Consider the following 12,912-nt stretch of genomic DNA (forward strand, 5'->3'; position numbering starts at 1 on the left):
AAGCATGGGGTGTTCGTATTTATAAAAGTCAGGAGGAACAATCATGTCGAAGCGAATCATCTTACTCACAATCGTTTCCGGTCTCATCATCGTAGCCATCGCAGTCGGTGTCGGACTTTACACCTACACTAACATTCAGGCTGGTGACTCATACGAAAATGCCGAAAAAGAAATGAATCGTTATATGACGACGAACAATTGGTATACGTTTGAAATTCATAATATGGAACAGTCCGTTCTCTCTTTTTACACAAATGAAGACCGCTCCGTCATCGGTCTAGCTGAGATTGATGTCGAAACAGGGAACTTAGGGTCTGTCACGAAACAAACAGAGCCGAATCAGCCTTTTGATTTCGTCATCCTTCGAGTTGAAGACATGGAGTACATCGGTGTTCACCTTAAAGAGCGACCGGAAGATGTCGTCTATTTACGGTTAAACGGCGACGATGTCTCAAAAGATTTTCTTGTAAACGATCCCGAAATTGAAAGCTACACCATGACATATGTCATTGAAACAACACGACCGTCAGATGGTTCGTGGTCACTTGAAACATTGGATGCCAACAAACAAGTCATACATTCAAGTAAACTTACGGAATAACCTATATTGTGCATCAAGACGACTTTTTCCAGTCGTCTTTTTTAGTTGGTCGCAAAAACTCCAGAGGGTCCGAAAAATTCATATCGTGCCTGTGGAATAGCGCGAACGACCGTTTCCATCATCGCATTCGGTCCGCACGTATAAACATCATGCCCTTCCACATCAAGTTCCTCAAGGTGTGACTTATTCATGCAACCCGATACGTCATCTGCATGTGTGAGCAGATGAAGCCCTTCCTTCACGAGTTCATCGAGTTCGTCTCCGAGTGGACGAAGGTCCATACTCCGAACCGCGTGCAATAACGTAACAGGACGTCCTTGTTCGAGTGCCGTCTTCGCCATGTTGAAGAGGGGCGTAATCCCGATTCCTCCCGCGATGAGTGTGAGCGGACGTTCAGACGTTTCAAGGATGAATTCTCCTGCTGGTGCGCTCATCGGGACTTCTGTTCCGACCGTCTGCTCATGAAGCCAGTTTGAGACGAGTCCCTCCGCTTTCGGCGCAATCCAGTAGCCGTCTTCTGTCGTCTCGATGACACTATATTGACGGTGATGTAGGATGTCCTCTCCCGCAATGCGCGCTTGAACCGAGACGTATTGTCCTGGGATGGCTGTGCCAATAACTCTATCTTTCGCGACGAGACGGAATCGTTTCACTTCAGGTGTATCTACTATGATTTCTTCGATGACGAACGGTTTGAATCCGACCCATGGCGCGTCATCATACATTTTTTTCTCGAGTGAGATGAAGACATCGGCAATCACACCGTAAGCATTTGCCCATGCATCGATGATGTCAGGTGTTGCAGCTTCACCGAGTACGTCTTGAATCGCCGCAAGTAAGTTCTCACCGACGATCGGATAATGCTCCGGGCGGATGTTCAAACTTTTATGTTTATGAAGTGCTGGTTGGATGGCAGGAAGAATCGCTTCGAGTCGGTCGATATGAAGCGCAGCCGCATAGACCGCGTTCGCGAGTGCTTCCGGCTGACGTCCTCGCTTTTGGTTCGTATGGTTGAAGAAGTGACGAACTTCTGGATTTTGTTCAAACATTCGTTGATAAAAATGCTTCGTGATCGTCACACCATGTTCTTTCAAAACTGGTGCCGTCGCCTTTACAATCTCAATCGTTTGTTGATCTAACATGTGAATTTCCCCCTTTTGTTTTGTACACGTTCATTATGTGAGTCAAGTCACTTTAAAGCAATATATTAAATACTTGTTTAAAGTAGATTTCACGTTTCTGACTTATTTTCGCCATCACCCTTTCACATTTGTTCGAATCGCACTTTTTTGGATTGTCTTGTACAATGAAACGAGAGGTGATGATGGATGAGACTCACGCAAACATGTGACTACGCACTGCGAACGTTGATGTATAGCGCTACGTTTTCACATCGGCTCGTCACGATTCAAGAAGTGGCAGACCAATATAACATCTCCAAAAACCATGTCATGAAGGTCGTATATGAGCTTGGGAAACATGGTTATTTGGAATCGGTGCGTGGTCGAGGCGGCGGCTTTCGACTCGCACGACCGATGGATGACATCAATGTAGGGGAAGTCGTTCGGACGATGGAACCGTTCGAACTCGTGGAATGCTTCGGGGAAGGCCGATGCGTCATCGCACCTGCCTGTGATTTACGAGGTGTTTTGAATGAAGCCATGTTAGCGTTTCTTCATGTACTCGATCGTTACACAATTGCGGATCTCGTCGTCAACCGAACGAACGAACTCGCTATGTTATTAGGCGTACAAAACCCGACGGACTGAAATGGTCCGTCGGGTTTTCCGCTTACAAAGACTTTAGTTTTGATTCGATTTCTGCTCGCTTTGACTCAAGAAACGGAGGCAAGGCTAATCGCTCTCCGAGTCTCTCAAGCGATTCATCCATCGCAAATCCCGGTTCATCTGTTGCCAGTTCCACTAAGATTCCGCTCGGTTCGCGGAAGTAAATCGACTGAAAATAGTAACGGTCAATAATACCAGAGTGGCTGATTCCATTTGCGTCAAGCTTCTCGATCCACTTCGTCATATCGTCTGTTTCTTCCACTCGAATCGCCACATGATGCACACTCCCTCGCCCTGGTCGTTCCGACGGCAAATCCGGTCGATCGACGAGATGAATCTCTGTTGCCACACCACCCTCGCCCGTCTCAAAGACACGCACGTCATGTCCATCCCGTTCAAATGTCGTTACATATCGATAGCCAAGCACTTCTGTCAGGACCCGTGCCGTCTTGTCAATCCGCCGTACCGTCCACTCACTGAATCCGAGACCGAAGATGCCGAGGTCCGTTGGCACTGGACCTTTGCTCCAAGGTGTCCCGCTCCCTCCTTCTACAAGACAGAGACGTTGACCCTCATGATCTTCGAACGAAAGGGTCGCCCTTCCTAAAACCGACTCGATTTCTCCGTAAGATACATCGAACGCGTCAAAACGCTCCTGCCAGAACGCGAGCGCTCCATCCGGCACCCTGAGTGCTGTCCGGGAAATACTGCTTGACCCTCGATACGTCTGTCCGAGAAACGGTAACTCAAAGAACGTCAAATCGGTTCCAGGCGTACCCGTCTCGTCTGCATAGAACAAGTGATACATCGATGGGTCATCCTGGTTAACCGTCTTTTTGACGAGCCGCATCCCTAGTGTTTCCGTGTAGAATCGCAAGTTCTTCTTAGCATCCCCGGTCATCGCTGACACGTGATGTTGTCCACTAATCACCTTCATCCCTCATCTCCCCTTTCGACTATATCGTTATTGTATCATCCCTAAATGAGTAAAGTCCTCTTTACATTATGTAAAGTTTGTTTTACACTAGTGGTAGAAACTAGAAATGAGGTGGCACGATGCCATTGATCAACCGCGTGAAAGAACTGCGTGCCCGGCACCAGTTAACCCAAGGTGACCTGGCCGAAAAAGTTGGTGTGACGAGACAGACGATCATCTCGCTCGAGAAAGGCAGCTACACGCCGTCGCTCATGCTGGCGATGCACATCGCACGGGTGTTTGAGGAACCGGTCGAATCTATATTCACAATCGAGGAGGAATCACAATGAAACATGTCGTCATTCAATCTATTTCAAGTATCATCCTGTATGTCCTGATGGCTTTTCTATTCAGTTCGTTTTTATCTGATATGTCGAAAACAGTCATCGAGTCTGACCGATTCTTAGTTGAATTTAATCTACTTCCACTACTTTTACTCGTTGTTTTTGGCATCATTTGGACAGTCTATTCGTTTAACACCCGTCCGAATAAACAGTTGAGCTTTGCCCAATGGTCCGTCCGGATGACAGAGTTCAGTGAGGTCGATGAGCGTGAACAAATCATCACAGCGAAAGCGACAAAAGCTGCCTACGTCTCGTTCGGTATTTCAGTCCCAATTCTTATGGGATCGTTCATGTTCTATCCGTTATTTGAAGAGACGCTCCCTGCCTATCCAATATACGCCCTTGCTTCTACATTGGTCATCGCGACACTCGTTTATATGACGACCTGGATTCGCGGCTATCGACATTAAGGAATTCATCACGAATTCCTTTTTTTGTGTCCATTTTTCATCGATTCGGCTATCATGATTGCCAATTCTATTACACCATGCTTATATATAACTAAATGGTTATATAAAGAATGTAAGGAGTCTTGCTTTGTGAAAACCGTCGATTTGACGATTGGAAACGTGCAACGCGTCATTTTGGCTCTTGCCCTTCCGCTCGTCGGTAGCTCGTTATTACAGTTTACGTATAGTCTCGTCGACATGTTTTGGGTCGGTGCGCTCGGGAGCGATGCTGTGGCAAGTATCGGTGCAGCTAGTTTTTATATCATGCTCGGACAGGCGATTCAATCGTTGATTGTCGTTGGCGCCGGCATCAAAGTATCACAAGCTGTCGGGAGACGTGACCTCAATTCGGTTCAGCGTTATGTCCGGTCCAGCAGGCGTCTGAATCTAACACTCGGTCTTTCGTACGCCTCACTACTAATTGTGTTCGGTCATACCCTCATCGGCTTTTTGAATATGGGTGCCCCCGCTGTGGAGCAGCTTGCGTATGAATATTTGTTCGTCAGCGCGCCGATGCTTATCTTTTCTTTCTTTAATTTGCTGTTTGCTCGTCTATTCAGTGCATATGGCAATACGACAACAGCGATGCGAATCAATGCGACAGGTGTCATCCTCAATATGATTCTCTCCCCGATTTTCATTTATCCATTCCAACTCGGTGTGATCGGGGCTGCTCTTGCAACACTTGTCGCCAACGTCATGATGTTCGGATTGTTTTGGCACCGCGCTCGTACATTATTCAATTGGGATGAAGTCGTTCAGCCGACTCGAGCTGACTATAAAGAAATCATCCGTCTTGGTTTTCCGATGGCAACCCAACGGATTTTGTTCACGGTAATCAGTATTTTTCTTGCCCGCATGATTGGCTCATACGGGACGGAAGCGATTGCGGCACAGCGCATCGGACTTCAAATCGAATCGATTGCCTACATGATGATTGGTGGCTTGAACGGAGCAATGGCTAGCTATACCGGTCAAAACCTCGGGGCACGAAAAGTAGATCGTGTTTATGAAGGTTACCGGGTAACGACCCGACTCGGGATGGTTTACACAGGATTCATTATGTTGTTCTTTTTATTCGTCCCAGATTTACTCATTGGTCTATTCGTCGATGACGTTCGAACCATCGAAATTGGGGCGAGCTACTTGCGAATTATCGGCATTTCGCTCGTCTTCTCATCGATTGAAATGATCGGAAACGGATACTTCTCAGGACTCGGATTACCGAAAATCCCCGCGACCATCTCGATTATTTTCACAGTGACCCGTATCCCGCTCGCATTTTTTCTTGAGCCTTATCTCGGAATCGATGCCATCTGGTGGAGTATCGCCATCTCAAGTATCACAAAAGGGCTTGTCTCTGCCCTCTTTGTCCGACTAACGAAAAAGGAAGTGATTTCCCTTGCAGAAGCAGTTTAATCAACTACCCCACCATCTCATCACAAGTGGAAAATTTGCCATCGAGCGAGAAATGTTACGAGTCACGTCAGAAGGCACACTAGCTGTTACGAAGCATCCAAAAGCACTCGGTCATAAAGCGACACATCCATATATCACGACCGACTTTTCTGAAAGTCAAATTGAGCTTGTCACCCCGACGTTTCCGACGATTGAGGCGGCACATCATTTCTTAGAAACGCTTTACGATATTACGGCGCTCAACATAGGCGATGAACGCCTTTGGCCACAATCTATGCCATGTGCCTTGCCGGAAGGTGGTACGATTCCACTCGCTGATTTTGGTGTGTCCGGAATAGAGGCTAGCCGTTATCGTGAGCATCTGCTCCAAAAATATGGTGCGAAAAAACAACTCATTTCTGGAATCCATTTCAACTTTTCATTTTCCGATGAGATGTTATCCGCATTATACGAAGGATCCCCTGAACAATATCGACACTTCAAAGATCACCTATATTTGAAGTTAGTTCGTCAATATTTACGAATGCGTTGGCTCATCGTCTATTTGCTCGGTGCTACACCAGCCGTTCATGTGAGTTATGAAGAACAATGTGTCAGTCAGATGCAAGCGCTCCATGTAGACACTTTTTCAAATAAACAAGCATTGTCCTATCGGAATAGCGACTGTGGGTATACGAATGTTGAACCGCTTTATCCAAATTATGCGACACTCTCAAGTTATATAGACGATGTAAAACGGTTCATTGCCAAAGGCGAGATTGCCAATCCGAACGAACTCTACTCCCCCATCCGATTGAAAACATCGAAAGGTGGTAACGACTTAAATCAACTCGAGGCACACGGTATCGATTACATTGAAATTCGCAATATCGATTTGAATCCGTTTGAAAAGACCGGAATTGCTCGTTCAGATTTACGGTTCCTTCATCTGTTTTTGTTGTACTTGACCTTTACTGAGGAGACATCTCATGTCGATTGGCAAGCTGAAGCGTACAATAATCAACAACGTGTCGCCAAAGAAGGCATGTCTCCCGCAAGCATATTGACTCGAGATGGTTACGCCATACCTTTACACACGTACGCGACAGAACTTCTCGACGCCATCGATTCGTTCAACACACACTATGACCTCGGCTTCGAAGATGTCTTTCCCGCTGTACGCGAAAAAATTGATCACGTGGACAGGACGTACGCTTCCCGATTAAAGACGATTATGATCGAGACAGGTTATCACGCATGGTCCCTCGCCCAAGCAGAACACTTTTATGAGGACGCCTATGCAAATCGTTTTCGCATCCACGGTTATGCCGACCTGGAACTGTCTACTCAAATCTTAATGAAATCCGCAATTAAACGTGGTTATCGTGTCGATGTCATCGATCGTTCTGACCAGTTCATTCGGATTCGAAACGGCAAACACGAAGAATACTTCAAACAGGCAACGAAAACATCAAAAGACAATTATGTTTCCGTCTTAATGATGGAGAATAAAACGGTGACAAAGTTTGTACTCGCAGAGCATGGCATTCGTGTCCCTGAAGGGGTAGAACTTCAAGAGGAATCGGATTTATCTCAGGCATGGCATTCATTTTCAAAACAACCCATCGTCTTAAAGCCGAAGTCTACAAACTTCGGAGTCGGTATTCACATTTTTAAAGACGGAGCGACGTATGAGGAAGCACTGTCTGCATTTCAGTATGCGAAAACGTTTGATGATGTCGTTTTACTTGAGACATTCTTACCCGGAAAAGAATATCGCTTCCTCGTCATCGGGGATGATGTCGCGGGCATCCTCCATCGTGTCCCGGCGAACGTCACTGGAGATGGCACCTCTTCTATCCGTCAACTCGTTGCGACAAAAAATGAAGACCCGTTACGCGGAAAAGGATACAAGACACCGCTCGAGAAAATCGAAATCGACGAGGTCGTCATCTCATTTTTACGTGCTCAAGGCAAGACCCCCGATAGTATTCCCGCTCTCGATGAGCGTGTCTTCTTACGCGAAAACTCTAATATCAGTACCGGCGGAGATAGTATCGACTATACGGATCAAATTTCTGACATCTATAAGCGTATTGCTGTCGATGCCGCTAAGTCAGTCGGGGCAACCATCTGTGGTGTCGATATGATGATTCCCTCTCTCGATGATGCGCAAATCGAATACGGTATCATCGAATTGAATTTTAATCCCGCCATCCATATCCACGCTTTTCCTTATGAAGGAAAAGAACGACCGATTGGTGAGATGCTACTTGATTTATTGTTTAAATATTGAGTATTCCCGTTTCAGAATATTCCTAATTGGGAATATTCAAAATAAGAGGACGGTGACGAAAAATGGAAGAGAGATTGGCTTCTTTGTTTCAAGCGTTAGCCGACCCGAACCGGTTGCGGATGATCGAATTGTTACGGAAACAAGAGTGGACGGTCGTAATGATGGCAAATCAGCTTGGGATCAGTCAACCACAGACATCAAAGCACTTGCGAATTCTGTATGATGCAGGTCTCGTCACAGTAACCATTGATGCCAATCGAAGACGTTATGCACTCAAGTCTCAAGCACTCGAACCGTTAGATGCTTGGCGGACCTATATGGCTCGGGAAACAGAGCGACTCGATCGATTGGAGACGTTTTTAGCGGAGTCACAGCGAGAGGAGAATGGATCATGAGTACGGTCAAATCACATGTAGAGGGCACGACATTGATTATGGAACGTCTGTTCAAGGCACCACGCCAACTTGTATTTGAAGCATTCTCGACACCTGCACATTTAGAGAAATGGTGGGGACCGTCTGGATGGGAGACGAAAGTATACAGCTTCGACTTCAAACCGGGGGGGATTTGGCATTATTGCATGACTTGTGTCGACAAAGAACAAGGTGACTTTTATGGTATGGAATCATGGGGCAAATCAACCTTTATCGACATCGATCCATACTCCCGAATCGTCTATACGGATGCATTCTCGGATGCGGACGGACACGTCAATCCGGACTTGCCTGTCATGACGATCACAAATGAATTTCTCGATACATCGGAAGGCACGTTATTCATTAGTCGCTCCGAATTCCCGAATGAAGAGGCTCTCCAACAAGTCGTCGAAATGGGCGCTGTCGAAGGGTTCACTTCCCAACTCGATCGTCTCGAAGCGATTGTAACGCAGTAACACAATCAGGCACCGTCCTCGTAATGGAGGCGGTGCCTGATTGCGTTCAAAACAAGAAGTAGCTCACGACGAGGATTAGTGAAAAGATGAAGACCATCCCAATTGCCAAAGCAATGAGACTCATCTTCGCAGATTTGAATTGTTGCGTGTTGATCGTATGCACTTTTTTCAAATAGGAACGGGTTCCTACAAGAATTGTACTGATGCCGAACAAAATCGATAACATCCCGATTGCTGAGATCAATTGATGTTCTGCACCACTCAAATTCTCGCTTCGATAATAATGAAAGTTCGTCACTAAGAAACCAATCCCGATTACGGTAATCGCAGTGCGAATCCATGCCAAAAATGTTCGCTCGTTCGCCAGATGCTGCTGGATATATTGCGAATCGATTGTTTTTTCTACTTCTAACTTCATACCTTCCGTCATCCTTCCATTTCAACCAAATGATTTTTCAAGGCGTATTGCACCAATTCGTGTCGGTGCTTCATCTGTAGTTTGTTCATAATCCGAGCTTTATGATTCTCTACTGTTTTGGGACTGATTCCTAATTTTTCCCCAATTTCATTATGGCTATATCCTAAAGTCGACAACCGAACAATCTCTAGTTCACGACGTGTCAATAACGGGTGACCATTCTTTTGAAGTACGAGCTTGTCAATATGATTCTCGGTCAATGACGTCGAATAATATCGTTTCCCGTCAAATACATACTCAATCCCCTCTGCTAGTTGAGATGGATCGCTATTTTTAGACATAAAACCAGGTACACCCAGCTCAAGAGCACGTTTGATATAGATCTCTTCATCATGCATCGTCAGTAAGATGATTTTTGCGGAAGGTACTTCCTCAGCGAGTGCTTTTACCGTCACAAACCCATCCAATCCATTCGGCATCGTGATATCAAGTAAAATGACATCGGGACGTGTCCGAATCGCTTCTTGTATTGCCGCTGCTCCCTCTGCTGCTTCCCCAACTACACAAATGCGCTCATTTGTACGAAACATCAATTTTAATCCACGTCGCACTAACTCATGATCATCGACGATCAATATATTAATCGGTTTCATCATGACCTCGCTCTCTCGGAACCGACACTGAAATTTCAGTCCCGTGTCCAATCACCGAAACAATCTGAAACAAACCTTTCATTGTTTTTGCTCTCTCTTCCATGTGACGTAGCCCTAATCCTTTCGAGACTCCGCGAGAATCAAAGCCAACCCCATCATCCCAGAATAACAATTCGATTCTTCCATCACGCTCCGTGATTCGACAATCTATGTGTGTTGGACTCGCATATTTCATCGCGTTCACAAGTGCCTCTTGAACAATCCGATATACATTAATTTCAACAAGAGAATCACATCGCGTCTTTAATCGAAAATCCGTATGAAATGCCACGTTGGGATAACGAGTGGCAAAACTATCGAGTAACACGTGTAGTGCAGATTCCAGTCCAAATTGATCAAGTTCGACTGGTCTCAACTGTTTCGAATAATTCCTGACATGATCCATTAGGAGACTCACTTCAGAAATGACAGAACTCAAATATTCTGTTTTATCGGGATCAACAACATCTAATTGCAGTGAATTCAAGGCAAGTGTAATACTAAACAGCGATTGTCCGACCCCATCATGTAACTCTTGAGCCAATCGTTCATGCTCCTCTTCTCTCGCCCGAATCAATTCCCGAACCATTTGCTCTCTCAAAATATGCGCTTCCCTGCGCTTTCGTTCTGTGAAATCTCGTAAGACGAGCAGATAGTGTGTCGCACCGGTCGTTGGATCATTTAAGATGCGCGCCGTGTTCATCTCGACATCAACCATGTTCCCAGAGTATGTCGGCATCTCCGAAGTGAAATATGGAGAACGTTCATGTTCAATCAAATAGCACCGTTCTTCACCGATATTCACGTTTCGCTTTTGACAAAATGAACAGTATGGAACAGGCTCACCGATTTGCCAGCCCGTCAATTGTTGGGCCGATTGATTCATCGAGATGATGTTTCGGTCATGATCCATCACAATCACACCGTCTTTGAGCACGTCTAATATTTGATGTTCAAAGTCACGTAGCGTCAATGTCATCCCCTCCATACTGTTTCAGTTTCTACCCTTATAATACCCCTATGGGTAAATAAACCCAAATGATGTACTTCATTTCCCCATGAAAAAAGACGCACCTCGAGGCGCGTCTAAATGTCTTGAAATCTCTACTCATCGTGATTCATTTATATTTAACGCTTGATCGTCCGTTCATTTAAGACATCAACAGTCGCTTGCACATATTTGAGTCCGTGTTGAACAGACGGTTCTTTAATCCATCGCATGAGTGAGAATAGCGTGATGTGGCGGTCATCCTGTTCCACACGACTTTGCACTTCCGCCCACATATCTCGTGTCCATTCAACCTTCTCTTTCGCTGGCACGGCATATTCCTCAATCCGTTGGCCAATCATTTCTTTTGTTTGTTCATCGTGGTATACATCTTGGACAAACGTAAACATGGACTCGAGTTGATTGGTCACCTGTAACAACATCGGTAACTTTTCAATTAGCTCTATAGCCGATTCAAGCGTTTCGATTTGTATGTTGGAATTGTCGATAGCTGCGTCAACTTTCTCTTTTACCGCTTCATCTTTCATCGTCGCCATACCAAAATCAACAGCATCTTCTAAACGTCGGAGAGACTGTTCAATTTTGGGCAAACGATTAATCAGTGCAATCAGTGCTTGTTCAACGTCCGGTCTTGTCAGTATGGTCTCGACCGTTTGTTCTTCAAATGCAGAACGTTCCATCATGATCTCTCCTTTCTCACATCGTCCCTTTCAACATGCCGTTCCAGTACATAATCGGTAAAAAGTCTTTTTTCAAAATGTACATGCTTCGTCTTTCTTTGGCTTGATTGAATGGCATCGATTCTTGAGGGATTTTATCATAATCAAACTCTGCTAGAATCAATGAACCGTAGCCTGTGACAATCGGACAAGAAGAATAGCCGTCATATGAAGCTGTCGGTAAATGACCATACATTGCATCTAGTACATTTTGAACAACGACAGGTGCTTGTTTCCGAATCGCTGCGCCTGTCTTCGATGTCGGTAGGTTCGTACAGTCACCTAAACCGAATACATTTTTAAATTGTTTATGTTGAAGTGTATGTTTATCGACATCAACCCAACCACCGGAGTCTGCCAATGAACTATTTCGAACAACAGCTGGAGCTTGCATCGGTGGTGTGACATGAATCAAGTCATAACTCATCTCAAACGATTCACCTGAATCTAAGTTTTCAAAAATCGCAATTTTTTCATCTGCTTTTATTTCTGTCAGATTCACCCGGAAATGCGTTTCAATCTGTTTTCGTTCGAGTACTTTCTCCAACGCGTCCCGATACTTCGCAACATCAAAAATAGCAGGATTGGCTGAACCGAAGACCACTCGACTCGAATCACGAACTCCCGTCTTCATTAAATACTCTTCAGCCAAGTACATGATTTTTTGAGGGGCACCCCCGCATTTTACCGGAGAAGCCGGATGTGTGAATAATGCCGTTCCGCCTGTGAACTTTTCAAGGGTATTCCATGTGTAGTCAACGTGTTCGTATGAATAATTACTGCAAACCCCTTTTGTTCCAAGCGCTGCTTTTAATCCTGTTATCCGTCCCCAGTCAATTTCAATTCCTGGTGACACGATGAGAAAATCGTATCGAATCTTTCCATGACTTGACGTTTCGACTTGATTGTTTCCAGGATCAAATGTCGTTACATGATCTTGTAACCATTCTGCCCCATCAGGAATGAGAGAATCCATCGTGCGGGCCGACTCTTCTTTCTTCACAATACCTGCTCCGACTAGCGTCCATAACGGTTGATAATAATGAGTAGTGGCAGGATCAATCAGTAGAATCTCATCTTTCAAATGATGTTTCTCTCGAAGCAATCTTACCGCTACACTGATTCCCCCAGTTCCCGCACCGATAATGATAATACGATAATGCGTACGCATCCTATACAGCCCCTTCCGTTTCATCACACGTTATTTTTTGACAAATAAGTGAACTACTCTACAAATCAAGCATATTTGAAAGCGTATACATTTGATATAGGGGAAGTCCCTCAATTTCCGTCAAAACCGTTGATATATGTTGTATAACACACTGGTTCAT

Annotated in this window: 15 protein-coding genes; 8 read left to right on the forward strand and 7 right to left on the reverse strand. The window is 45.2% G+C overall.

Annotated features, from left to right (window positions below):
- Positions 1 to 43: 43 nt before the first annotated feature.
- The gene (locus F3H97_RS10355; protein ID WP_047794797.1) at positions 44 to 601 is read left to right on the forward strand and encodes a hypothetical protein; all 558 of its coding nucleotides are present in this window, start codon (positions 44 to 46) and stop codon (positions 599 to 601) included.
- Between the two features lie 41 nt (positions 602 to 642).
- Here F3H97_RS10355 and F3H97_RS10360 read toward each other — a convergent pair whose 3' ends face one another.
- Entirely contained in the window at positions 643 to 1,743 is a 1,101-nt protein-coding gene (locus tag F3H97_RS10360) for a globin domain-containing protein (protein WP_196431317.1), read from the reverse strand.
- A 186-nt stretch (positions 1,744 to 1,929) separates the two neighbouring features.
- Between F3H97_RS10360 and F3H97_RS10365 the strand changes: the two genes are divergently transcribed.
- Positions 1,930 to 2,370, forward strand: a complete 441-nt coding sequence (locus tag F3H97_RS10365; protein WP_012727463.1) for an RrF2 family transcriptional regulator — start codon at positions 1,930 to 1,932, stop codon at positions 2,368 to 2,370.
- A gap of 22 nt (positions 2,371 to 2,392) precedes the next feature.
- Here F3H97_RS10365 and F3H97_RS10370 read toward each other — a convergent pair whose 3' ends face one another.
- A complete protein-coding gene (locus tag F3H97_RS10370; RefSeq protein ID WP_196431318.1) occupies positions 2,393 to 3,325 on the reverse strand; it encodes a ring-cleaving dioxygenase in 933 nt (310 codons plus the stop codon).
- Positions 3,326 to 3,444: 119 nt separating this feature from the next.
- Here F3H97_RS10370 and F3H97_RS10375 point away from each other — a divergent pair, with 119 nt between their 5' ends.
- The 6 genes from F3H97_RS10375 (at position 3,445) to F3H97_RS10400 (ending at position 8,743) form a co-directional block, all read left to right on the forward strand.
- On the forward strand, positions 3,445 to 3,654 hold the full coding sequence (locus F3H97_RS10375; RefSeq protein WP_012727465.1) for a helix-turn-helix transcriptional regulator: 210 nt from the start codon (positions 3,445 to 3,447) through the stop codon (positions 3,652 to 3,654).
- Positions 3,651 to 4,118, forward strand: coding sequence for a hypothetical protein (locus F3H97_RS10380; RefSeq protein WP_196431319.1), 468 nt, complete (start codon positions 3,651 to 3,653; stop codon positions 4,116 to 4,118). Before F3H97_RS10375 ends, F3H97_RS10380 begins: the two co-directional genes overlap by 4 nt.
- A 129-nt stretch (positions 4,119 to 4,247) precedes the next feature.
- Entirely contained in the window at positions 4,248 to 5,576 is a 1,329-nt protein-coding gene (locus tag F3H97_RS10385) for an MATE family efflux transporter (RefSeq protein WP_196431320.1), read from the forward strand.
- The gene (gene gshAB / locus F3H97_RS10390; RefSeq protein ID WP_196431321.1) at positions 5,560 to 7,851 is read left to right on the forward strand and encodes a bifunctional glutamate--cysteine ligase GshA/glutathione synthetase GshB; all 2,292 of its coding nucleotides are present in this window, start codon (positions 5,560 to 5,562) and stop codon (positions 7,849 to 7,851) included. The genes F3H97_RS10385 and gshAB overlap by 17 nt, the downstream gene beginning before the upstream one ends.
- Before the next feature lie 62 nt (positions 7,852 to 7,913).
- Complete coding sequence (locus F3H97_RS10395) at positions 7,914 to 8,246, forward strand: ArsR/SmtB family transcription factor (protein ID WP_031422096.1); 333 nt, start codon at positions 7,914 to 7,916, stop codon at positions 8,244 to 8,246.
- Positions 8,243 to 8,743, forward strand: a complete 501-nt coding sequence (locus tag F3H97_RS10400) for an SRPBCC family protein (RefSeq protein WP_159563031.1) — start codon at positions 8,243 to 8,245, stop codon at positions 8,741 to 8,743. Before F3H97_RS10395 ends, F3H97_RS10400 begins: the two co-directional genes overlap by 4 nt.
- A 46-nt stretch (positions 8,744 to 8,789) precedes the next feature.
- On the opposite strand, the gene F3H97_RS10405 is transcribed toward F3H97_RS10400, so the two are convergent.
- From F3H97_RS10405 to F3H97_RS10425, 5 genes are all read right to left on the reverse strand, one after another.
- Entirely contained in the window at positions 8,790 to 9,161 is a 372-nt protein-coding gene (locus tag F3H97_RS10405) for a YidH family protein (protein ID WP_034770829.1), read from the reverse strand.
- An 8-nt stretch (positions 9,162 to 9,169) separates the two neighbouring features.
- Positions 9,170 to 9,817, reverse strand: a complete 648-nt coding sequence (locus tag F3H97_RS10410; protein WP_230872847.1) for a response regulator — start codon at positions 9,815 to 9,817, stop codon at positions 9,170 to 9,172.
- The gene (locus tag F3H97_RS10415; protein ID WP_196431322.1) at positions 9,801 to 10,826 is read right to left on the reverse strand and encodes a PAS domain-containing sensor histidine kinase; all 1,026 of its coding nucleotides are present in this window, start codon (positions 10,824 to 10,826) and stop codon (positions 9,801 to 9,803) included. The genes F3H97_RS10410 and F3H97_RS10415 overlap by 17 nt, the downstream gene beginning before the upstream one ends.
- Before the next feature lie 155 nt (positions 10,827 to 10,981).
- Positions 10,982 to 11,542, reverse strand: a complete 561-nt coding sequence (locus F3H97_RS10420; RefSeq protein ID WP_196431323.1) for a hypothetical protein — start codon at positions 11,540 to 11,542, stop codon at positions 10,982 to 10,984.
- Positions 11,543 to 11,558: 16 nt separating this feature from the next.
- Positions 11,559 to 12,752, reverse strand: a complete 1,194-nt coding sequence (locus tag F3H97_RS10425) for an NAD(P)/FAD-dependent oxidoreductase (RefSeq protein ID WP_196431324.1) — start codon at positions 12,750 to 12,752, stop codon at positions 11,559 to 11,561.
- Positions 12,753 to 12,912: the final 160 nt, after the last annotated feature.

This window comes from Exiguobacterium sp. SRB7LM (assembly GCF_015712685.1).
GTDB classification, from domain to species: Bacteria; Bacillota; Bacilli; order Exiguobacteriales; family Exiguobacteriaceae; genus Exiguobacterium; species Exiguobacterium profundum.